Genomic DNA, 18,235 nt, shown 5'->3' on the forward strand with positions numbered 1-18,235 from the left:
CAATCTATTCAAACAATAAGGAGCCGCCATGATCCGCCGCCCTCTGCTGCTTGCCAGCGCCCTGCTCGCCGCCATCGGCCTGAGCGGTTGCAAGGAAGAACCTGCCGAACCGCAAGCAGCAGCAACAACACCTGCAGCAGAAAGCTATCAGTGGAAAATGGTCACCGCCTGGCCAAAGAATTTTCCTGGCCTGGGCACCGCCGCCGAGCGTTTGGCCGAGCGGGTCAAGACCATGAGCAACGGCCGCCTGACCATCAAGGTGTATGCCGGTGGCGAGCTGGTGCCGCCGCTGGAGGTGTTTGACGCCGTGTCACGCGGCACTGCCGAGCTGGGTCACGGCGCCGCCTATTACTGGAAAGGCAAGGTGCCGGCGGCGCAGTTCTTCACCGCCGTGCCGTTCGGCCTGTCCACCAGCGAAATGAATGCCTGGCTGAGCAAGGGCGGCGGTCAGGCGCTGTGGGAGGAAGCCTATGCACCGTTCGGCGTAAAGCCGCTGGCGGTAGGCAATACCGGTATGCAGATGGGCGGCTGGTACAACAAGGAAATCAACTCGCTGGATGACCTCAAGGGTCTGAAAATCCGCATGCCAGGTCTGGGCGGCGAAGTGCTGAGCAAACTTGGTGCGACCACCGTCAACCTGCCAGGCGGCGAGATCTTCACCGCCCTGCAGACCAGCGCCATCGACGCCACCGACTGGGTCAGCCCTTATAACGACCTGGCCTTCGGCTTGCACAAAGCTGCCAAGTTCTATTACTACCCCGGCTGGCAAGAGCCACAGGCCGTGTTGGAGTTGCTGATCAACCAGAAAGCCCTCGACAGCCTGCCGGCCGACCTGCAAGCCATCCTCACAGAGGCCACCCGCGCCGCCAACCAGGACATGCTCGACGACTACGTCTACCACAACGCCATGGCCCTGGATCAGCTCAAGCAGCAAGGCACCTTACTCAAGCGCTTCCCCGACGAAGTGCTCGCTGCCATGCAGCGCGAGTCTGAAGTGGTACTCGGCGAATTGGCCGCGCAGAGCGAGCTGAACGGGCGCATCTGGGCCTCGATGCAGGCCTTCCAGGCCCAGGTCAGCCAGATGCACCAGCTGTCGGAGAAAGAGTTGTACAACTGGCGCTGACAGCCGGCAGCAACCACCACAAGCGGAACCTTCGGGTTCCGTTTGTCGTTTCAGGTCGGCCCTGCCGCACTCGCCGCCCATACTGCTTGGCGAGGTGAGCCGATGAAACGCGCAACTGTCTCTGCAGCACAGATTCTCGATAGCGCCCTGCAACTGGCCGATGTCTGCGGCTGGGAGCGCCTGCACCTGTTCGATGTGGCTGCCGATCTGGGTGTGGGCCTGGACGCCATCGCCGCGCATTACCGCGAGAAGGATCAACTGGTCGAAGCCTGGTTCGACCGCGCCGACCAGGCGCTACTGGCGCGCGGCACTGGCGCCGACCTGCTGACGCTGGAGCCGGCCAAACGCCTGGAAGAGCTGCTGATTGCCTGGCTCGACAGCCTGGCCGCGCACCGCGCAGTCAGCGGACAGATGCTGTTGTACAAACTCGAACCGGGACATATCCACCTGCAGATTGGCGGCCTGCTGCGCATCAGCCGCACCGTGCAGTGGTGGCGCGAAGCAGCGCAGCGGGAAACCCTGCACCTGTGCCGCATCGCCGAGGAAAGCCTGCTCACCGGCGTCTACCTGCGCTGCTTTATCCACTGGCTACGCCACCCCGAGCAAGACCCCGCCGACTTCCGCGCCCTGCTGCGCCGGCAGTTACGCTGCGGACCGCTGCTAATGCTGCTGCGCCGCTGACCAAGGCACATGGGCAAAAGCCGGAAACATTCTATGGCTAGCCAGCGGCGATCTTGCCGGGCAAGATGCCGCGCGTAGATCCAATCACCAAGAGACAGCTAACCATGCAGCGCTTCCTTAGCATCGCCCTGGCCATGTTCCTCAGCCTGGGACTGACCACCATGAGTTTCGACGCCGAAGCCAAACGTCTGGGCGGCGGCAAATCCTTCGGTTCTGCACCAAGCCACCAGGCTCGCCAGGCGCCGGCCCAACAATCCGCTGCCCCGGCGGCCGCCGGTCGTCAACCTGCCGCAGCCAGCGGTGCATCGAAATGGTTGGGCCCATTGGCCGGTCTGGCCGCAGGTGGTCTGCTGGCCTCGATGTTTATGGGCGACGGCTTTGAAGGCCTGCAGATCATGGACATGCTGATCTTCGGCCTGATCGCCTTCCTGCTGTTCCGCTTCCTCGCCGCCCGCCGTCAGCAAGCAAGCCCGGCGACGGCCAACGGCGCGCCGATGCAGCGTGAAATGCCAGCGGCTCCAGCCTCGATCTTCGGCGGCAGCAGCGCCGCAGCCGCAATCAAACCAGTGATCAACGCTCCGGCCTGGTTCAACGAGCAGAACTTTGTCAACGCCGGTCGCGAGCACTTCCTCAGTCTGCAACAGCACTGGGATGCCAACGAGATGGACAAGATCGGCGAGTTCGTCACCCCGCAGCTGCTGGAATTCCTCAGCCGTGAACGTGCCGAGCTGGGCGATGGCTTCCAGTCCACCTACGTTGACAACCTTGATGTGCAACTCGATGGCGTTGACGATCTCAGCGACAAGACCGTCGCTACTCTGACCTTTACCGGCGTGGCCAAGACCTCGCGCTTTGACCAGGGCGAAGTGTTCAGCGAAAGCTGGCGCCTGGAACGTGCCGTCGGTGACAACCAGCCATGGCTGGTTGCCGGTATCCGCCAGAACGGTTAATACCTGCTGCAATAAAAAACCCGGGCAAGCCCCGGGTTTTCTTTATCCATCATTCAGCACATGTATGGACTGGCGCGCGCTCCATTCAAGGTGCAATCTGAACCGCTCGAACCTACCCAACGCGAGGACTGTGCAATGATCGGATACACCACGGTTGGCACCACTGACATGGAAAAAGCCAAGGCCTTCTACACCCCCTTGCTGGCTGAACTGGGCGCCAAGATGGTCATGGATATGGGCCGCATCGCCTTTTACGGCATCGCCAAGGGTCAGCCGATGTTTGCCGTCTGCCTGCCCTATGACAAGCAAGCGCCTACCCCAGGCAATGGCCAGATGATCGCCCTGCCCGGCGGCTCACGCGAAGGAGTGGACAAACTCTACGCCAAGGCCATTGAGCTGGGCGCAAGCTGTGAAGGCAAACCTGGCGAACGCATACCAGGCTTCTACGGCGCCTACTTCCGCGATCTGGATGGCAACAAGCTGGCCTTCTACCACATGGGCTAGTTGACGCTCTTACCTGGCGGCTTGGCCGCCGGGGCAGGCTGCTGGGCCTTGTCGCTCCAGGCCTGGATATCTTCACTGCGTTTGCGGCTGTTGAGCTGGGCACGATCAATCGCTTCTTCGTAATGCGCCAGCCAGCTGCGCGAGCCTGGCAGCATATTGGCCAGGTCACGCATACCGACCTTCAGGCCCTGCATTACCTGCTGGTAATCACGCTCCTGAGCCTGCAGCACTTTGCTCACTTCAGCGATGCTATCCGGGTTCTCCGCGCGCTCGAACATTCCCGTCAGCTGCGATGCCTGCTGACTGGCCAGCAGTTCTTCCTGGTTGCTCAACGCGGTCTGCTGCACTGCCAGTTGCTGTTCAAGCTGCAGGATCTGCTGTTCCAGCGCATGAATACGCGGCTCGTCGCCGGCACTGAACGCGCTGTGGATATTCAGCCCAACCGAAACCAGCATCAGGCTACCCAGTACCCCGGCCAGCGCCAGGATAAACAGGCGGTTGCGCTTGCCAGCGGTAGTCAGCAGCTGTATCCGCTCTTCTTCGCTGAGTGCACCGTCTTCGGACTCTTGTGTTTGATTGCTCATGACCCGACCAACTTATGACGTTCAAAAATTGACGCACTGTTCATCTGCACAATAGCACTGTGCCAGCTTTTTGCTTAGACCCGTCTAGGGTATAAGACGCTCCCGTATACCCCGTAATAAATGAGGCAGACACCGTGGAAGAAGTCATCGAACAGTTGCGCGAACTCAACGAGCCGGTGCCCGTCCCGCTGGAGTTGCCGGAAGAAGAAACCCTGGTGGAAATCCAGGAGCAGATCCTTATCCACCTGCCCTACGGCCTGCGCGAATATCTGCTGCAGGTCAGCGATGTGGTCTATGGCCGGCTGGAACCGGTTACCGCCAGCGACCCGCAATCGCATACCTACCTGCCGGAAGTCGCCGCCACCGCCTGGTCGCTCGGCGTGCCGCGCGAGTTCGTACCGCTGTGTGAAGACCACGGCAACTATTACGTGGTGGAAGAAGACGGCACCGTGCTGCTGTGGGAAGCCGAAACCACCGAAATCAACGAAGACGAAAGCTGGGAATCGGTCTGGCACTGGGTGCGCGACGTCTGGCTGGAAAGCTGAGGCTCAGCGCAAGGGTGGCCAGCTCGTACCGAGTTGACCACCTTAGTTCAGCGGTTCAGGGGCAATCGCCCCTCAAGGCAAATAAATCCGAAACACTCCACCACCCAGCGGCGCGCCGTTGGCCAGTTCGATATGGCCGCGCACGCCATTGCGCTCATGCAGTTCGGCGATGCGGCCGGCGAAGTACAGGCCCAGGCCGGTGCTGCCGGTGCTGTGCTTGAGGCCGAGGACGTAGTTGGATTGCTGGTTGAGCATCTCCTGCGGGTAGCCCTGGCCGTCGTCGCAGATCGCCAGCACCAGCTGGCCGCCTTCCTCCCAGGCCCGGATCAGCAAGGCACTGTGGGCGTAGCGGATGGAGTTGGTGATGATATTGGCGACCACCGAGCCGAGCAGTTCTTCATCGAAGAAACCCATCAGATCGAAGCTTTCCACCTCGCAGCGGGCGCTGATCTGCCGGCTTTGCAGCACCTCGAAATGCCGCGCCAGCTGCGCCTGGAGAAAATCCTCAAGCTCGTGATAACCGGGGCGCATGGGCAGCTGGTTGACGCCGAGCTTATACAGGCCGAGCAGCTGCACCAGCATGCCGTTGAGGCGGGCAAACTCGTACTCGATCACCCCCTGCTCGCTGGCCTGTTGCTGCTCCGGCGGAAGCTGCGCCTGCCACTGCGCATGGGCGCGGGTCAGCATGGCCAGAGAGTTTTTCATGTCGTGCACGGTGGAGGCGATCACCGTGGAGAAATCCAGTCCGCCTGGGGAATCATTCATTGGCCGGACGCCCGCCGCTGCAGTTGCAGGTAGCGCGCATGCCGGGCATCGGTCTCGGGCATCTGGCTGACCACTTCCAGGCAGCATCGACATTCGTCCAGCAGGGCCGGCGACATTTCGCCGCCCGCCGATTGCAGCAGTGATTGCGCGGTATTGAGGGCGATGCTGATGTTTTTCGGCTGCAGGGCAAAGGCCTGACGGAAAAGCCTGAGCGCCTCGTCGAACTGCTTCTGCTGGTAGCAGCGTACGCCCTGGCGGTTGAGCTCAACGGCCTCTTTGCCGCCGGAGAGAATGTCGGCGTTGTCGGTCTGCCGAGCCACGCCCTGCATCACCTGAGGATCGTCGCCGTAGACCTCGACACAGCTTTTCAACAACGCATCACTGGCCTCCGTCTGGCCCAGCGCGCGCAACTGACTGGCGACGCTGAGGGCGGTATCGGCGGCAAACAGTTGCGGCAGCTTTTCCATCGCGGCGGCGGCTTCGGCGGCCAGTTGCGCGGCGCGCTTGGGTTCCCCGGATTTATTCAGGCTGCTGGCCAGGGCCAGGCGTGAACGCACCTGCACATTGGGGTCATTGGCGTAGGTCTTGTCCAACTCGCCGAGGGCCTGGTTGACCTCGATCTGCAGACGCTTGTCGAGCGCGCCATCACCGGCCTGGGCGGTGATCGCCTGGGCCAGGCCGAGGTAGTTTTCCGGGCTTTTGAACTTGGAGGTGCGGCCCTGTTCCATGGCTTGGCGGTAGGCCTTACCAGCGCTGTCATAGTCCTGGTTATCCAAGGCCAGCTTGCCCAGTTGCATCTGCCGTCGGATCGCCAGCGGCGCGAGCTTCACGGCATCTTCCAGGGCTTGCTGGGCGCGCTGGCTCTCACCCTGGGCCAACAGCACGGCGGCCAGGCCGTCATACAGTGCCGGCATCATCGGGAACAGCTGCAAACCCTTTTCATAGAGGGTCTGCGCGCGGCTCAACTCGCCGCGCTTGTGCAACAGACTGGCCAGCGCAATCTGCGCCCAGGGCAGCGGCCGCTCGGCCAGCACGCTATTGAGCAACTGCTCCAGTTCATCGTTACGCCCCAGCTCGCGCAGGGCACCGGCCTTGTAACGCTGGCACAGCGGCAGGTAGCGTTTGTCCTGCTGGCTCAGCTCGTTACAAGCCGTCAGCACAGCAGCCGAGTCTTGCTTGTCGAGGCCCTGGAGAATTCCTTTGAGGGCGTTCTTGCGCTCGGCCAGCTTGTCCAGGCGCTGGTCGAGGCTGGCGCGGTTGAACGGTTTGGTCAGGTAGGCATCGGGCTCGTGCTCCAGGGCGCTAAGCACCATGGCCTGGCTGCTTTCGGCGGTGACCATGACGAAGATGCACTGATGACTGATCAGCTTGCCGGCGATCAGTTCTTCCAGCACCTGCTGACCGTTCTTGCCGCCGCCCAGGTTGTAGTCATGCAGGATGATGTCGTAGCGCTTGTTGCGGCAAAGCGTCAGGGTTTCTTCGCCGCGGTCGGCGGTGTCCACATCGCGCGCGCCGAGGTCGCGCAGCATGGCCTTGACCGAGCTGCGGAAGTCGGAGAAGTCATCGACAATCAGAAAGCGCTTGTTGCCGTAATCCAGCATCGAAAGAATCCTTGCACTGCAGGGTCGGAGTTGCATCAGTGTAGTTGCCGGCCCACCTGCTGCCAGCGCGTCAGAGTCAGTTCAGCGTTGGCCGGATTCAAGGTCGAGCAGGTTGAGCAGAAAGCGCGCGAAATACTGCAGATCCTGCTCCATGGCGTGGCGCGCGGCCTTGGCATCACCGGCTTCGATGGCGACAAAGGCTTCTTCGTGAAAGTCATTGAGGCGCAGCGACAGGTCGGCGCCGGTGAACAGGCGGTTGAAGAAGGGCCCGACCTGCAACCACAGCGATTCGATTGAGCGCAGCAACACCGGGTTGCCGCAGGCGCTGTAGAGGTGCAGGTGAAACTGGCTGTTGGCATTCAGGTACGCCTGGATCTGCCGCTGTTCGATGGCCTGATCCATGCGCGCCACGCAGTCGCGCAATGCGGCCAGATCGGCGGGCGTCAGGCGCGGGGTGGCCAGTTCCACAGCCAGGCCTTCAAGGCCCAGGCGCACCTGGAAGATATGCTCGTAGCGCTCGCGGGTCATCGGCGGCACGCGCACCGAGCGCTGTGGCTCGCCTTCCAGCGCGCCTTCGGCCACCAGACGCTGCAAAGCGGCGCGTACCGGCATCGGGCTGGTGCCCCACTCGGCCGCCAGGTCACGGATTTTCAAGCGCTGGCCAGGCTGGAAGCGCCCCGCCAGCAGGCTTTCACGAATACGTTGGTAGAGCTGTTCCTGCAGATTGTCGGCCATGGTCAATCACCCACGCGCCGGTGGTGCAGGAAGTTGAGCGAGGGTCAGCGAGCAGTTGCGCATGTAATTCTCCGATGTTTAGAAATTGACCTGAGAGGTTCTGCTAGAGGCAGGCTAGGCGCAGGGAGGCTTGAAAAGCGGAGTTGACTGCAGTCAATGAGCATTTTCGAGCCTTCCTGCAACAACGCCTGACCGACGCAGAAACGCTCAGGGGGCCTTGTTTTCAATAAGACAGTTGCCACCATCCACTACCAGCACTTCACCAGTGATATAGCTAGCCTCGGGCGACGCGAGAAAGACCACGGCGGCAGCCACTTCTTCTGGCCGCCCGGCGCGACGCATCGGCGTGTATTGCGCCGCATGGCGCTCTTCTTCGGTACTCGAACCGGTGGCAATCCAGCCCGGCGCCACGCTGTTGACCGTGATGCCCTGCTTGGCCACTTCCAGCGCCAGGCCCATGCTCAGGCCGAGCATACCGGCCTTGGCTGCACTGTAGGCCGCCTCGCCGGGGTTGCTGCCGCGGGTGCCGGTGGTCGAGCTGATATTGACGATGCGCCCGTAACCGCGCGCCCGCATGCCCGGCAGCACCGCGCGAGTGAGCAGAAACGCCGTACCGAGATTGCGCGCGATGGACAGGTTCCACGTCATCAAATCCATGTCCGCCAGCTCGGCGAATGGCTCAGGGCTGCCTTGCATGGCCATGCCCGCGTTGTTGACCAGAATGTCGATCTGCCCCCACTGCGCCTGCGCCCAGTCGAGCAATTCACCGACCTGCTGTTCATCGGTGAGGTCAGCGGCGCGACCCCGTGCTTGAATACCTTCAGCGCATAACTCGGCGACGCGTTGCTCGACCCGCGCACTGCTGGCAGTCAGCAGCACCCGCGCCCCGGCACGACCCAGACGACGGGCGATCGCCAGGCCAATACCCGATTCACTGCCCGCGCCGCTGATCAGCGCGACCTGTTGCTGAAAGTCCATTACGCAGCATCCTGTGATCACAAATATGGCGATAATTTAGCAATAAAGCGGTATTAAACCAACGCTTGAGTTTTTTGTGATCACAAAATAGCATGTGCAGATATTCGAACGAGGTGTTCAACATGACTGCCAGTGGTATCAGCCCATCCGCCGTAGAAGCCTTCGCCCAGCGCGAGCGTGAGCGTTTTATCGCGCGCAACCCGAAATCCGTGGCTCTGGCCGAGCGTGCGCGCAACTCCCTGTACGGCGGCGTTCCGATGCACTGGATGGCCGACTGGTCGACCCCGGTGCCGCTGTTCGTCGAACGGGCCAAGGGCGCACGCTTCTACGACGTCGACGGCCATGAGCACATCGACTTCTGCCTGGGCGACACCGGCACCATGTTCGGCCACTCGCCGGATCCGATCGCCAAGGCCATCAGTGAGCAGGGCAACAACGGCCTGACCACCATGCTGCCGGGCGAGGACGCCGTGGTCTGCGGCGAGTTGCTGGCCGCGCGCTTCGGCCTGCCGTTCTGGCAGGTCACTGCCACAGCAACAGATTCGAATCGCTATGTGCTGCGCTGGGCGCGCGAGATCACCCAGCGCAAGACCCTGCTGGTGTTCGACGGCTGCTACCACGGCACCGTCGACGACGTGATGGTGCGCTACCGCGACGGCGAGACCGTGCCGCGCTCCGGCCTGGTTGGCCAGGCCTATGACCTGACCCAGTACAGCCGCTCGATCCCGTTCAACGATGTCGCGGCCCTGGAAGCGGCACTGGCCCAAGGCGACGTCTGCGCCCTGCTCTGCGAGCCGGCGATGACCAATATCGGCATGGTCCTGCCCGAGCCGGGCTTTATGCAGAAGTGCCGCGAGCTGACCCGCAAGTACGGCGCGCTGCTGATCATCGACGAGACCCACACCATCTCCACCGACATCGGCGGCTGCACGAAACTGTGGAACCTCGACCCGGACTTCTTCGTGGTCGGCAAGCCGATCGCCGGCGGCGTGCCCTGCGGCATCTTCGGCTGCAGCGCGGCGATGGCCGAGGCGATGAGCGCCGCGCGCCAACGCGCCAGCGAGAACAGCCATGGCCACGGCCATAGCGGCATGGGCACCACCCTGTCGGCCAACGCCCTGGCCATGCACTGCATGCGCGCCAACCTGGAGCAGGTGATGACCCCGGCGGCCTACAACCACATGCTGCCGCTGGCCAAGCGCCTGGCCGATGGTTTCCGCAGCCTGATCAACAAACATGACCTGAAGTGGTCGGTCACCGAACTGGGCGCGCGCAGCGAGTTCCAGTTCTGCCCGGTGTCGCCGAAGAGCGGCGCCGAGGCCGAAGCCGCCTTCCACGATGAGCTGCAGATGGCCATCCACCTGTACCTGATCAACCGCGGCATCCTGATCACCCCGTTCCACAACATGACCCTGTGCTGCCCGAGCACCACCGAGGCCGATGTGGACAAGCTGATCAGCATGCTCGACCAGGCCATCACCGAGCTGCTGGCCATCCCCGGCGCCCGCGAGTGACCCGTAGGGTGGATGACGCTCTTTTCATCCACCAACAGGCCATACCGACATTCAAGACCCCGGTGGATGGATAAAGCGCCATCCACCCTACGCCCAGGGCACAGCGTGCCCACTAGGTGAGACACCACCATGCAATTCGCCCATCCCCAGGAAGCCCGCGACTTCCTCGAGCAACACCCCGAGGTGCGCCTGATCGAGCTGATGCTGATCGACGCCAACGGCATCCCACGCGGCAAGCTGCTGCACCGCGATGAGCTGCTGCCAATCTTCGAGAACGGCCGCCCGCTGCCCAGCTCCATCCTCTCGCTGACCATCCAGGGCGAGGACGTCGAGGCCAGCGGCCTGGTCTGGGAAGTCGCCGATGCCGACTGCTGGACCTACCCGCTGCCCGGCAGCCTGACCCTGCAACCCTGGCGTGCCACGCCCACTGGCCAGCTGCAGGTAAGCATGCACCCGACCCAGGGCCTGCCGGCCGCGCCCGCTGATCCGCGGCATGTGCTAATCCGCGCCATTGACGCGCTCAAGGCCGATGGCTATCACCCGGTAATGGCGGTGGAGCTGGAGTTCTACCTGCTGGACAAGACCCGCGACGCCAACGGCCGTCCGCAGCCGGCGCTGCAAGCCAACGGCGTGCGCCCGCAGGCACCGCAGGTGTATGGCGTACTGGAGCTGGAGCAGCAGCAAGCCTTCCTCAACGACCTCTACGCCGCCTGCGAAGTACAGGGCCTGCCAGTGCGCACGGCGATCTCTGAATACGCGCCCGGCCAGCTGGAGCTGACCCTGGAGCACCGCTTTGACGCGCTGCAAGCGGTGGATGAAGGCGTGCGCTACAAGCGCCTGGTCAAGGGCGTGGCCAACAAGCACGGGTTGCAGGCCTGCTTTATGGCCAAGCCATTTGGCGACCTGGCCGGCAGCGGGATGCATATGCACGTCAGCCTGGCGGACGCTGAAGGCAACAACCTGATGGCCTCGGAACTTTCTGACCTTGAAGGCGGGCCCGGCACGCTCCTAAGACACGCCATCGGCGGCATGATGGCCACGCTCAACGACGCGCTGGCGATCTTCTGCCCCAACGCCAACTCCTACCGCCGCTTTCAGGCCAACAGCTACGCGCCGCTGGCCAAGAGCTGGGGCGTGAACAACCGCACCGTGTCGTTCCGCGTACCCGGCGGCCCGGCCAAGAGCCGCCATGTGGAGCACCGCATCTGCGGCGCCGATGCCAACCCCTACCTGGCCGCCGCGGCGATCCTGGCGGGTATCCACAAGGGCATTCGCGAGCAGATCGATCCGGGCGAGGAGATCATCGGCAACGGTTACGAGCAGGCTCGCGAAACCCTGCCGACCGACTGGCTGACCGCGCTGCGTAACCTGGAACAGTCGGCCTGGGCCAAGGAGGCCCTGGGCGAGGACTTCCTGAAGATCTTCCTGGCGATCAAGTGGGAAGAGTTCCGCCAGTTCGTCGGTGAAGTCGGCGAGCAGGACTGGCGCTGGTACCTGACCCATGCCTGACGGCTGAAGTGCCACCAGCTACGCTGTACAGATTCGGAGCACCCTGGAGTGGCCCATGCGCCTCTGCATTATCCTGGCCTGCTGGCTGTACAGCGCACTCGCAACGGCCGAACCGTTGCGCGTGGGCTTGGAGAATCACGACTACTACCCCTATTACAGCGCAGTAGAGGGTCAGGGCTTCGATGGCTACTGCATCGCCCTGCTGCAAGCCTTTGCCAAGCGCGAAGGCCTTGAGCTGGAACTGCGCCCGCAACCGGTCAACCGCCTGTACCGCAATTTGCTCAGCGAGCAGAACCTCGACCTGCTGTTCCCCGACAACCCAGCCTGGCCGCGCGAAGCCCGCGATGGCCAGACGCTGTATTACAGCCAGCCGGTGGTGCAGGTTGTCGACGCCACCCTGGTCCGCCCTGAGCGACTGGGCAAGGGCCTGGCTGTGGTCAAACGCCTGGGCATCGTCCGTGGCTTTACCGCCGAGGCTTGGCAGCCTGTCCTGGCCAAGAGCGGCGTAGAACTGGTGGAAGTTCAGGATATCCACAGCCTGATCCGCATGCTCGAGCGCAACCGCCTGGATGCCATCTACGCCAACCCACAGGTGGTGCAGCACCAGTTGCGCCAACTGGGCCTCGACGCCGCACACGTGCAGCTCGACCCACAGTTACCCCAGGTCAACACCAGCTTCCACCTGAGCAGCTACAAACACGCCGAACTGATCAAACGCTTTGACCGTTTTCTACTCGAGGAAGCCGCGCAGTTAAGCCAGCTGCGCCAGCAGTTCAACCTGCCCTAACGCAGCGCCAAGCTGCCTTAAACGCAGCCAACGGCACACGCCAGCTGCTATGGTTGGGCAAATCCCCGCACAGAGCCCGCTATGGAACCCGGAAACGCCCAGCTGACGATGACCGTACTGATGACCCCGGACATGGCCAATTTCTCCGGCAATGTGCACGGCGGCACCCTGCTCAAATACCTCGATGAAGTCGCCTATGCCTGCGCCAGCCGCTATGCCGGCTGCTACGTGGTGACCCTGTCAGTGGACCAGGTGATCTTCCGCGAGCCGATCCACGTCGGCGAGTTGGTGACCTTTCTCGCCTCGGTCAATTACTCCGGACGCACCTCAATGGAAGTCGGCATCAAGGTGATCACGGAAAATATCCGCGAACGCTCCGTGCGCCACACCAACAGCTGCTTCTTCACCATGGTGGCCGTGGATGAGCACGGTAAACCCGCGCCGATTCCCGCCCTCGAGCCTGCCACCGCCGACGCTGAACGCCGCCAGCGCCAGGCCCTGCAGCGTCGACAGATCCGCCACGAACTGCAACAGCGTTACCAGGCGCTGAACGAAGAAAAAAGCTGAGCGAGCAGACAACCACACACGTCCCCGGCACAATCGCGCCCTGCGCATAACACCGAGTAAGGCCATGGAAAGCCTGTATTTTTCCCCCATGCTGCTGGGTCTTAACCTGATGCTGGCGAGCGCCATAGCCTGCAGTGGACTCTGGTATTTCTCCCGCCCCTACCGGGGCCCCGGCCTGTGGATGCTGGGCAGCTGGACCCTGATCATCGGCATCCTGCTGTTTATGGGATTTATGGTCAGTGGCAGCAAACTGCTGAACATTCTCGGCAATGCCCTGCAACTAGCCGGAGAGGCGCTCATCCTGCTCGGTGTGTTCCGCTTTCTCGGCCAGCCACTGCCCTGGTGGACCGTCCCCGCCAGCGCCGGGCTGATGAGCCTGGTCCTGAGCTGGCACTGGTGGCTAAGCCCCATCAACTCGGAATACCTCGTCGCCCTGTACGCCGCCATTGGCGGCCTACTGCCGCTGCAGGCCTGCTGGGCGCTATGGTGTGCACCCAGCGAGGTGGAACTGCGCGGTGTCTGCCAGTTTGTCGCCATCGCCTTGCTGGGTTATGCCCTGGTCACCCTGCTGCGCGGCGTGATTGGCCTGCACGATGGCCTGCAAGGCATCGTCCATGACGACGTCACGCGCTCGGTAAGCTACCTGCTGCCCTACAACTTCGGCATTCCCCTGTGGCTTATGGCTCTGGTCGGCCTGGTGCTGCTGACCATGCGCCGCATCCTCGCCGACAGCCAGCGCAACGCCCAGCAGGCGGCCGCCAACGCCGAGCGCTTTGAACGTCTGATGAGCGTGAGCAACGCCGGAGTGATGGTGCTCGACGGCGAACGCATCATCGACAGCAACCCCAAGCTGGAACAGCTGTTTGCGCAAACCCGTGAACAACTGCTCGGCCAACCGCTATCGCGGCTATTCGACAGCAGCAGCCAACAGCCGCTCAGCGACCTGCTGCAACAGGCCGACGGCCGTCCCCACGACCTCCTTGCCCAACGCGCTGACGGCCAGCCGTTCTCCGCCGAGTTGAGCATCGCGCGCCTGGCCGAAGCCCAGCAGCAGGTTGCCGAAATCCGCGATGTCAGCCAGCGCAAGGCCCTGGAAGAACAGCTGCGCCAGCTCGCCACCACCGACCCGCTGACCAACGCGCTCAACCGCCGCGCCTTTCAGCAACGCGCCGAACACGAACTGCAGCGCAGCCAGCGCCAAGGCACACCGCTGTGCCTGGCGATGCTCGACCTCGACCACTTCAAACAGGTCAATGATCAGTACGGCCATGCCGTCGGCGATCAGGTGCTGGTGGCATTCAGCGAACTGTGCCGCCAGCAGGCGCGCAGCACCGACCTGTTCGCCCGCTTTGGTGGTGAGGAGTTCGTCATCCTCCTCCCCGACAGCGACCTCAACGCCGCGCAACAGCGCCTGGAACGCCTGCGCGGCGACCTGCACACGCACCCCATCGACACGGTTCAAGGCCCGTTGAGCATCAGCGTCAGCATCGGCCTGGCCAGCAGCCGTCCGCATGAAACCCTGGAGCAGCTGCTACAGCGCGCCGACACCCAGGTGTACAACGCCAAAGCGCAAGGGCGTAACCGTATTGCTCCAGAGGAATGACGGTCACTCGTGACCGATATAGAACAGCAGCTCGCGCCGCTGCGGGTGGTCCTTCAGCCAGCTGCGAATATCGTCCGCGCGGGCAATGGCTTCCTCCCCGACCAGGCGGGTGAAGCGCTGCCGACGCGCCTCCTCGGAGGCTTGCTGGCGTACCTTGCGCTGCCAGGCTTCGGTGAAGATGCTCGGCATCTTGTGGCTGAGCTCCAGCGCCTTGAGCAGTTGCCATTCGCCGTTATCCAGCCAGGCCTCATCACAGCTGCTGCACAGATCCAGGCGGTTGCCGTGGGTGCCGCTGATCTGGAATTTGCTCATCAATTTGGCGCATTTTGGGCAGCTCAGGGCCTGCTGGCTCTCGCTGGCCGCCTCGACGGCAACTTGCGCCTGCGGCTCATCGTTCTGCGGCTGACGCTCAGCCCAATCACGGTAATACAACAAGGCCACCAGAGCGCCAGAGCACTGTGGGCAGCCGTGGGCCAGCAGGCCGTCATCCAGCTTGGTGGGTTGCAACGGGGTGGTACGGCAGGCAGGGCACTGCATGGGAAATTCCTTTTCGGATTGGCGTGCGCGGACGCTAAAGCAACTGCTTAACGGCGACAAGCCCAGCACCAAGAACTGTGCGGCAATCGGTTAAGCTCTGCACTCTGCCACCGGAGCCGCCATGATCGACCTCTTCGATGTATTTCTGCTGATGCTGTTCGCCACCGCGTGCGCCTGGCTATGGCATGCCCATGGTCTGCGTGAGCGCGCGTTGACCCTGGTGCAGCAGCACTGCGCCAAGGCCGATGTGGAGTTACTCGATGGCAATGTTGCCCTACGCCGGCTCGCCCTGTTGCCCGATGCGCGCGGACGCAAGCGCCTGGCGCGAGTGTATGGCTTCGAATTCACGGTCACCGGTGAGCAGCGCCACGCCGGCAGCATCGTCATATTCGGCAAGCAGGTGGGGCGTATCGAACTGGCGGCCCACCCCTTCCGCGAACCGCCGGCAGACAGTGCCCAGGTGATTGAAATGGAGCAGTGGCGCAGCCAGCGTCATTTGCCCGACGACAGCAGCCCGCGTCACTGAAAACACCGCCTCACTCACCACAGGCGCACTGCCAAAGCGCTAAGTCGTACTGCCCGCAGGTGGCTCGGCCAAGTACCCGAGAATCTGCTGCCATTCACTCTGGCAGCCGTAGGTCATCGGCCAGCGCAACAGCCGGCATTTGTAGCGATGCCAACGCCCGCGCTGCTGGTTGCGCCGGCAACCGGCGAGCAACCACTGCGAATCGAAGCCGCCCCACACACCGGTAAAGTTCCAGTGATTGAGCCAGACCACGGGGGCCACTTCATACAACAAGACTGCCTCCAGCTGCGCCCTGCTCAGGCCGCTACGCCGCAACACATCAGCAATCCCTGCCAGCCAGCGCTGATCCAGCTCGGTATCCAGCCACAGATCGGACAACATCAACCAGACGTCCTCCCGAGTCGCGGCCTGCATGCTCAGCCACGCTGCAGCAGAAAGTCGCTAACACGCGCTGCAGCGGCCTCCGGCTGCTCCTGCATAAAGCAGTGCCCGCCGGGCACTACATGGCCACTGACATGCCCATTGCTGGCGCACCAACGGGCCACCGACTTGGCCACAAAGGGGTAGCTGCCCTCGCCATAGAGCACCTGGGTCGGGGTGGTGACTTTGCCCAGCGACGGCCACAGGCGCTTGGGGAATGAGCTGAAGATATCCGCCTCGCGGCTCGGCCGGCAGCGCAGCTCGGCGCCCTTGTCGCTGTCCTTCAATGCATGCTGGATATAGGCGGAAAAGGCCTCTTCGGTCCAGCCGCGGAACATTCCACGGCCATGCAGTGCCGCGTGGGCGGCGGCGCGATCCGGCCAGCTGCTGCGACGCTTGAGCGCCTTGCTGGCCAGGGTGGTGCGCCGGCTTAAGCCGACCACATCGGACAAGGCCATCACCCCGATCATCGCCGGGCTGAACAGCACCGGATCGAGCAACACCGCGCGCTGAAACAACTGTGGCTGCTGGGCCAGCATCAGGCTGGTCAGCACCCCGCCAAAACTGTGGCCCAACGCATAAGCCGGGGCATCGGCAAAGCGCTCGCGACCGGCGGTAAACGCTTCTACCGCCAGCTCGGCACTGCGGTTCCAGCCATGGAAACGCCCGCCGTGATCAGTCTCACCATGGCCCTGCACGTCGCACAACCACAGGTCGAAATCCTCGGCCAATAGCGCCAGCATTGGCGTATACACTCGCCCGCAATAGCCGTTGCCATGCAGAAAATGCAACACAGGTTTGCCCGTAGGCGGCGTATACCAGCCACGCATGGTAAAGCCGGCGCGGCTGTCGTGGGACCAGGGAAGAAGGTGCATGGGCGTGCCTTGCGTGAATTCATTAAGCGGAATTATCAGCGTAACCTGACGACTCGTCAGTTCTATCTGACTCCGGCATGCTGAGCGCAAACCTATCAGGGAGGACGTCAGGGTGTTTGTTTTACTGGAATCCAGCCACGCCGGCTTTATCGAGCACCTGCAAGAACAGCTCAGCAGCGCCGGCATCGACTGCCATGTACTGGCCATGGGACGCGCCGCAGACGGCGAACTGCACTTTGCCATTCGCCTGCCGCTTTACAGCCAGATGCGCCACGCACGTCACCTGTTGTACCGCGACAGAATATTTGCCCTGCGCATCGACCCGGTGTTCCATCAAGAGTGGCATGCACTGCGCGAAGCCCCCAAACAGCAGGTGCTGCAGTGGCTCGTCTCACCCCAGGCTTTACGTCTCAGCGCCCTGGCCGTGCTGATTCTGCTATTTGGCAGCCTGGCCGAAATGCTCTGGCGCTAATACACAGGCGGCAAACCCGGCCTGCAACGCCGACACCTCCTGCGCCTCGCTGAAGATCAGCTCTAGCCGCGAGTCCTTACGCCATTCGCTGTTTTGCCAGTGCAGCGCTGCACCGTTGAGAGCGTTGGCGGACAGCCAGCCGGCGTTGGTATTCAACACCAGCTTGGCACGGCGCCAGGGCAAGCCGCTCAGCCACTGCTGCACCCGCAGCAGGTCGAACTGCTGGCTGGGGTGCCAGCGCCAGCCGATACTCCAGCCTTCTGCCTGCTGTTGCACCTGGCAGATCGGCTCGCTTGGGCTGCGCCACAGTTGCGGCAATGGCGCCGCGGCCGTGGGCAGGTTATCCAGCGCATCGTGGCTATCGGCCTGGGCGTTAACGCCGGGAAGCGCTGCCAGCGGCAATGCGCCCTGACGGGTCCAGTAGATCGGTCGCGGCGGCAACTGCGCCTGGATGCGCGACTTGCTCGCATCATCCAGCCCTTCGGCCTTGTTCAGTAGCAACAAGCCGGCGCGGCCAAGCGTCGCCTGCTGGCTCTCCGGCAGCGCTTCACCTGCCGTCAGGGCCTGAGCATCCAGCACCAGCAACGGCTCCTGCACCGCCAGCACGCCAGCCCAGGGCGCGGCGCCCAGCTGCTCAAGCAGTTGCAGGGGATGACCGAGGCCGGATGGCTCGATCAGCAGGCGATGCGGTTTGGCCTTACGCAGCAGGCGGCTGAGGCCAACCTGAAACGGCACGCCGTTGACGCAACACAGACAGCCGCCCGCCACTTCTCCCATGGCAATGCCGTCGTCATCGCTGGTCAGCAGGGCGGCGTCCAGGCCAACCAGGCCGAACTCGTTGATCAGCACCGCCCAGCGTTCATCAGCCGGGCGCTGCGCCAGCAGATTACGGATCAGGCTGGTCTTGCCGGCACCGAGCGGCCCGGCAATGACATGGGTAGGGATATTGTTCAGCATGA

The 18,235-nt window shown here is 63.1% G+C and carries 21 protein-coding genes; 12 read left to right on the plus strand and 9 right to left on the minus strand.

The features are described from left to right. Positions 1-28 precede the first annotated feature (28 nt). The 4 genes from ACIN8IBEIGE_RS06095 (at position 29) to ACIN8IBEIGE_RS06110 (ending at position 3,258) form a co-directional block, all read left to right on the plus strand. Positions 29-1,123: a TRAP transporter substrate-binding protein gene (locus ACIN8IBEIGE_RS06095; protein ID WP_160013863.1), complete on the plus strand. Its 1,095-nt coding sequence runs from the start codon at positions 29-31 to the stop codon at positions 1,121-1,123. Between the two features lie 102 nt (positions 1,124-1,225). Then, the gene (locus tag ACIN8IBEIGE_RS06100; protein ID WP_160013864.1) at positions 1,226-1,804 is read left to right on the plus strand and encodes a TetR/AcrR family transcriptional regulator; all 579 of its coding nucleotides are present in this window, start codon (positions 1,226-1,228) and stop codon (positions 1,802-1,804) included. A gap of 104 nt (positions 1,805-1,908) precedes the next feature. Then, positions 1,909-2,754 carry a Tim44 domain-containing protein gene (locus ACIN8IBEIGE_RS06105; RefSeq protein ID WP_160013865.1) on the plus strand — a complete coding sequence of 282 codons (846 nt, stop codon included), beginning with the start codon at positions 1,909-1,911 and terminating at the stop codon, positions 2,752-2,754. Positions 2,755-2,889: 135 nt separating this feature from the next. Continuing rightward, entirely contained in the window at positions 2,890-3,258 is a 369-nt protein-coding gene (locus tag ACIN8IBEIGE_RS06110; RefSeq protein ID WP_090387646.1) for a VOC family protein, read from the plus strand. Here ACIN8IBEIGE_RS06110 and ACIN8IBEIGE_RS06115 read toward each other — a convergent pair. Further along, a complete protein-coding gene (locus ACIN8IBEIGE_RS06115; RefSeq protein WP_160013866.1) occupies positions 3,255-3,842 on the minus strand; it encodes a hypothetical protein in 588 nt (195 codons plus the stop codon). The two genes, ACIN8IBEIGE_RS06110 and ACIN8IBEIGE_RS06115, sit on opposite strands and share 4 nt — an antisense overlap. Before the next feature lie 134 nt (positions 3,843-3,976). Here ACIN8IBEIGE_RS06115 and ACIN8IBEIGE_RS06120 point away from each other — a divergent pair, with 134 nt between their 5' ends. Next, positions 3,977-4,387, plus strand: a complete 411-nt coding sequence (locus ACIN8IBEIGE_RS06120) for an SMI1/KNR4 family protein (RefSeq protein ID WP_160013867.1) — start codon at positions 3,977-3,979, stop codon at positions 4,385-4,387. A 72-nt stretch (positions 4,388-4,459) separates the two neighbouring features. Here ACIN8IBEIGE_RS06120 and ACIN8IBEIGE_RS06125 read toward each other — a convergent pair whose 3' ends face one another. The 4 genes from ACIN8IBEIGE_RS06125 to ACIN8IBEIGE_RS06140 all read right to left on the minus strand — a co-directional run bounded on the left by ACIN8IBEIGE_RS06125 (position 4,460) and on the right by ACIN8IBEIGE_RS06140 (position 8,466). Then, positions 4,460-5,152, minus strand: coding sequence for a sensor histidine kinase KdpD (locus ACIN8IBEIGE_RS06125; RefSeq protein ID WP_160013868.1), 693 nt, complete (start codon positions 5,150-5,152; stop codon positions 4,460-4,462). Next, positions 5,149-6,753, minus strand: coding sequence for a tetratricopeptide repeat-containing response regulator (locus ACIN8IBEIGE_RS06130; RefSeq protein WP_160013869.1), 1,605 nt, complete (start codon positions 6,751-6,753; stop codon positions 5,149-5,151). Before ACIN8IBEIGE_RS06130 ends, ACIN8IBEIGE_RS06125 begins: the two co-directional genes overlap by 4 nt. An 81-nt stretch (positions 6,754-6,834) precedes the next feature. Continuing rightward, positions 6,835-7,488 (minus strand): GntR family transcriptional regulator, encoded by a 654-nt coding sequence (locus ACIN8IBEIGE_RS06135; RefSeq protein WP_160013870.1) that lies wholly within the window; start codon positions 7,486-7,488, stop codon positions 6,835-6,837. A gap of 207 nt (positions 7,489-7,695) precedes the next feature. Beyond that, positions 7,696-8,466, minus strand: coding sequence for an SDR family NAD(P)-dependent oxidoreductase (locus tag ACIN8IBEIGE_RS06140; protein ID WP_160013871.1), 771 nt, complete (start codon positions 8,464-8,466; stop codon positions 7,696-7,698). A gap of 122 nt (positions 8,467-8,588) precedes the next feature. Here ACIN8IBEIGE_RS06140 and ACIN8IBEIGE_RS06145 point away from each other — a divergent pair, with 122 nt between their 5' ends. The 5 genes from ACIN8IBEIGE_RS06145 (at position 8,589) to ACIN8IBEIGE_RS06165 (ending at position 14,446) form a co-directional block, all read left to right on the plus strand. Further along, positions 8,589-9,980: an aspartate aminotransferase family protein gene (locus tag ACIN8IBEIGE_RS06145; protein ID WP_160013872.1), complete on the plus strand. Its 1,392-nt coding sequence runs from the start codon at positions 8,589-8,591 to the stop codon at positions 9,978-9,980. A 129-nt stretch (positions 9,981-10,109) separates the two neighbouring features. Further along, positions 10,110-11,489, plus strand: coding sequence for a glutamine synthetase family protein (locus tag ACIN8IBEIGE_RS06150; protein ID WP_160013873.1), 1,380 nt, complete (start codon positions 10,110-10,112; stop codon positions 11,487-11,489). Between the two features lie 55 nt (positions 11,490-11,544). Beyond that, entirely contained in the window at positions 11,545-12,276 is a 732-nt protein-coding gene (locus tag ACIN8IBEIGE_RS06155; RefSeq protein ID WP_160013874.1) for an ABC transporter substrate-binding protein, read from the plus strand. Positions 12,277-12,357: 81 nt separating this feature from the next. Next, positions 12,358-12,843, plus strand: a complete 486-nt coding sequence (locus ACIN8IBEIGE_RS06160) for an acyl-CoA thioesterase (protein ID WP_160013875.1) — start codon at positions 12,358-12,360, stop codon at positions 12,841-12,843. A 64-nt stretch (positions 12,844-12,907) separates the two neighbouring features. Beyond that, positions 12,908-14,446 (plus strand): sensor domain-containing diguanylate cyclase, encoded by a 1,539-nt coding sequence (locus ACIN8IBEIGE_RS06165; RefSeq protein WP_160013876.1) that lies wholly within the window; start codon positions 12,908-12,910, stop codon positions 14,444-14,446. 3 nt (positions 14,447-14,449) lie between these two features. Here ACIN8IBEIGE_RS06165 and ACIN8IBEIGE_RS06170 read toward each other — a convergent pair whose 3' ends face one another. Beyond that, positions 14,450-14,983 carry a zf-TFIIB domain-containing protein gene (locus ACIN8IBEIGE_RS06170; RefSeq protein WP_160013877.1) on the minus strand — a complete coding sequence of 178 codons (534 nt, stop codon included), beginning with the start codon at positions 14,981-14,983 and terminating at the stop codon, positions 14,450-14,452. Between the two features lie 121 nt (positions 14,984-15,104). On the opposite strand from ACIN8IBEIGE_RS06170, the gene ACIN8IBEIGE_RS06175 reads away from it, so the two are divergent. After that, positions 15,105-15,509, plus strand: coding sequence for a DUF3301 domain-containing protein (locus ACIN8IBEIGE_RS06175; protein WP_160013878.1), 405 nt, complete (start codon positions 15,105-15,107; stop codon positions 15,507-15,509). 39 nt (positions 15,510-15,548) lie between these two features. Here ACIN8IBEIGE_RS06175 and ACIN8IBEIGE_RS06180 read toward each other — a convergent pair whose 3' ends face one another. Both ACIN8IBEIGE_RS06180 and ACIN8IBEIGE_RS06185 read right to left on the minus strand, forming a co-directional pair. Continuing rightward, positions 15,549-15,890: a hypothetical protein gene (locus tag ACIN8IBEIGE_RS06180; protein WP_256665043.1), complete on the minus strand. Its 342-nt coding sequence runs from the start codon at positions 15,888-15,890 to the stop codon at positions 15,549-15,551. A 35-nt stretch (positions 15,891-15,925) separates the two neighbouring features. Continuing rightward, positions 15,926-16,804 carry an alpha/beta fold hydrolase gene (locus ACIN8IBEIGE_RS06185; RefSeq protein ID WP_160013880.1) on the minus strand — a complete coding sequence of 293 codons (879 nt, stop codon included), beginning with the start codon at positions 16,802-16,804 and terminating at the stop codon, positions 15,926-15,928. Between the two features lie 112 nt (positions 16,805-16,916). Between ACIN8IBEIGE_RS06185 and ACIN8IBEIGE_RS06190 the strand changes: the two genes are divergently transcribed. Continuing rightward, the gene (locus ACIN8IBEIGE_RS06190; RefSeq protein ID WP_160013881.1) at positions 16,917-17,276 is read left to right on the plus strand and encodes a hypothetical protein; all 360 of its coding nucleotides are present in this window, start codon (positions 16,917-16,919) and stop codon (positions 17,274-17,276) included. Here ACIN8IBEIGE_RS06190 and ACIN8IBEIGE_RS06195 read toward each other — a convergent pair. Further along, a complete protein-coding gene (locus ACIN8IBEIGE_RS06195) occupies positions 17,241-18,233 on the minus strand; it encodes a GTP-binding protein (protein WP_160016321.1) in 993 nt (330 codons plus the stop codon). The two genes, ACIN8IBEIGE_RS06190 and ACIN8IBEIGE_RS06195, sit on opposite strands and share 36 nt — an antisense overlap. Between the last annotated feature and the right edge of the window lie 2 nt (positions 18,234-18,235).

It is taken from the genome of Pseudomonas sp. 8BK (genome assembly GCF_902506475.1).
GTDB classification, from domain to species: Bacteria; Pseudomonadota; Gammaproteobacteria; order Pseudomonadales; family Pseudomonadaceae; genus Aquipseudomonas; species Aquipseudomonas anguilliseptica.

Bases quoted from the DNA above. Each gene is read 5' to 3' on its own strand.
- ACIN8IBEIGE_RS06095 (WP_160013863.1), top strand. From the start codon at position 29: ATGATCCGCCGCCCTCTGCTGCTTGCCAGCGCCCTGCTCGCCGCCATC.
- ACIN8IBEIGE_RS06100 (WP_160013864.1), top strand. From the start codon at position 1,226: ATGAAACGCGCAACTGTCTCTGCAGCACAGATTCTCGATAGCGCCCTG.
- ACIN8IBEIGE_RS06105 (WP_160013865.1), top strand. From the start codon at position 1,909: ATGCAGCGCTTCCTTAGCATCGCCCTGGCCATGTTCCTCAGCCTGGGA.
- ACIN8IBEIGE_RS06110 (WP_090387646.1), top strand. From the start codon at position 2,890: ATGATCGGATACACCACGGTTGGCACCACTGACATGGAAAAAGCCAAG.
- ACIN8IBEIGE_RS06115 (WP_160013866.1), bottom strand. From the start codon at position 3,842: ATGAGCAATCAAACACAAGAGTCCGAAGACGGTGCACTCAGCGAAGAA.
- ACIN8IBEIGE_RS06125 (WP_160013868.1), bottom strand. From the start codon at position 5,152: ATGAATGATTCCCCAGGCGGACTGGATTTCTCCACGGTGATCGCCTCC.
- ACIN8IBEIGE_RS06130 (WP_160013869.1), bottom strand. From the start codon at position 6,753: ATGCTGGATTACGGCAACAAGCGCTTTCTGATTGTCGATGACTTCTCC.
- ACIN8IBEIGE_RS06135 (WP_160013870.1), bottom strand. From the start codon at position 7,488: ATGGCCGACAATCTGCAGGAACAGCTCTACCAACGTATTCGTGAAAGC.
- ACIN8IBEIGE_RS06140 (WP_160013871.1), bottom strand. From the start codon at position 8,466: ATGGACTTTCAGCAACAGGTCGCGCTGATCAGCGGCGCGGGCAGTGAA.
- ACIN8IBEIGE_RS06145 (WP_160013872.1), top strand. From the start codon at position 8,589: ATGACTGCCAGTGGTATCAGCCCATCCGCCGTAGAAGCCTTCGCCCAG.
- ACIN8IBEIGE_RS06150 (WP_160013873.1), top strand. From the start codon at position 10,110: ATGCAATTCGCCCATCCCCAGGAAGCCCGCGACTTCCTCGAGCAACAC.
- ACIN8IBEIGE_RS06155 (WP_160013874.1), top strand. From the start codon at position 11,545: ATGCGCCTCTGCATTATCCTGGCCTGCTGGCTGTACAGCGCACTCGCA.
- ACIN8IBEIGE_RS06160 (WP_160013875.1), top strand. From the start codon at position 12,358: ATGGAACCCGGAAACGCCCAGCTGACGATGACCGTACTGATGACCCCG.
- ACIN8IBEIGE_RS06165 (WP_160013876.1), top strand. From the start codon at position 12,908: ATGGAAAGCCTGTATTTTTCCCCCATGCTGCTGGGTCTTAACCTGATG.
- ACIN8IBEIGE_RS06170 (WP_160013877.1), bottom strand. From the start codon at position 14,983: ATGCAGTGCCCTGCCTGCCGTACCACCCCGTTGCAACCCACCAAGCTG.
- ACIN8IBEIGE_RS06175 (WP_160013878.1), top strand. From the start codon at position 15,105: ATGATCGACCTCTTCGATGTATTTCTGCTGATGCTGTTCGCCACCGCG.
- ACIN8IBEIGE_RS06180 (WP_256665043.1), bottom strand. From the start codon at position 15,890: ATGTTGTCCGATCTGTGGCTGGATACCGAGCTGGATCAGCGCTGGCTG.
- ACIN8IBEIGE_RS06185 (WP_160013880.1), bottom strand. From the start codon at position 16,804: ATGCACCTTCTTCCCTGGTCCCACGACAGCCGCGCCGGCTTTACCATG.
- ACIN8IBEIGE_RS06195 (WP_160016321.1), bottom strand. From the start codon at position 18,233: ATGCTGAACAATATCCCTACCCATGTCATTGCCGGGCCGCTCGGTGCC.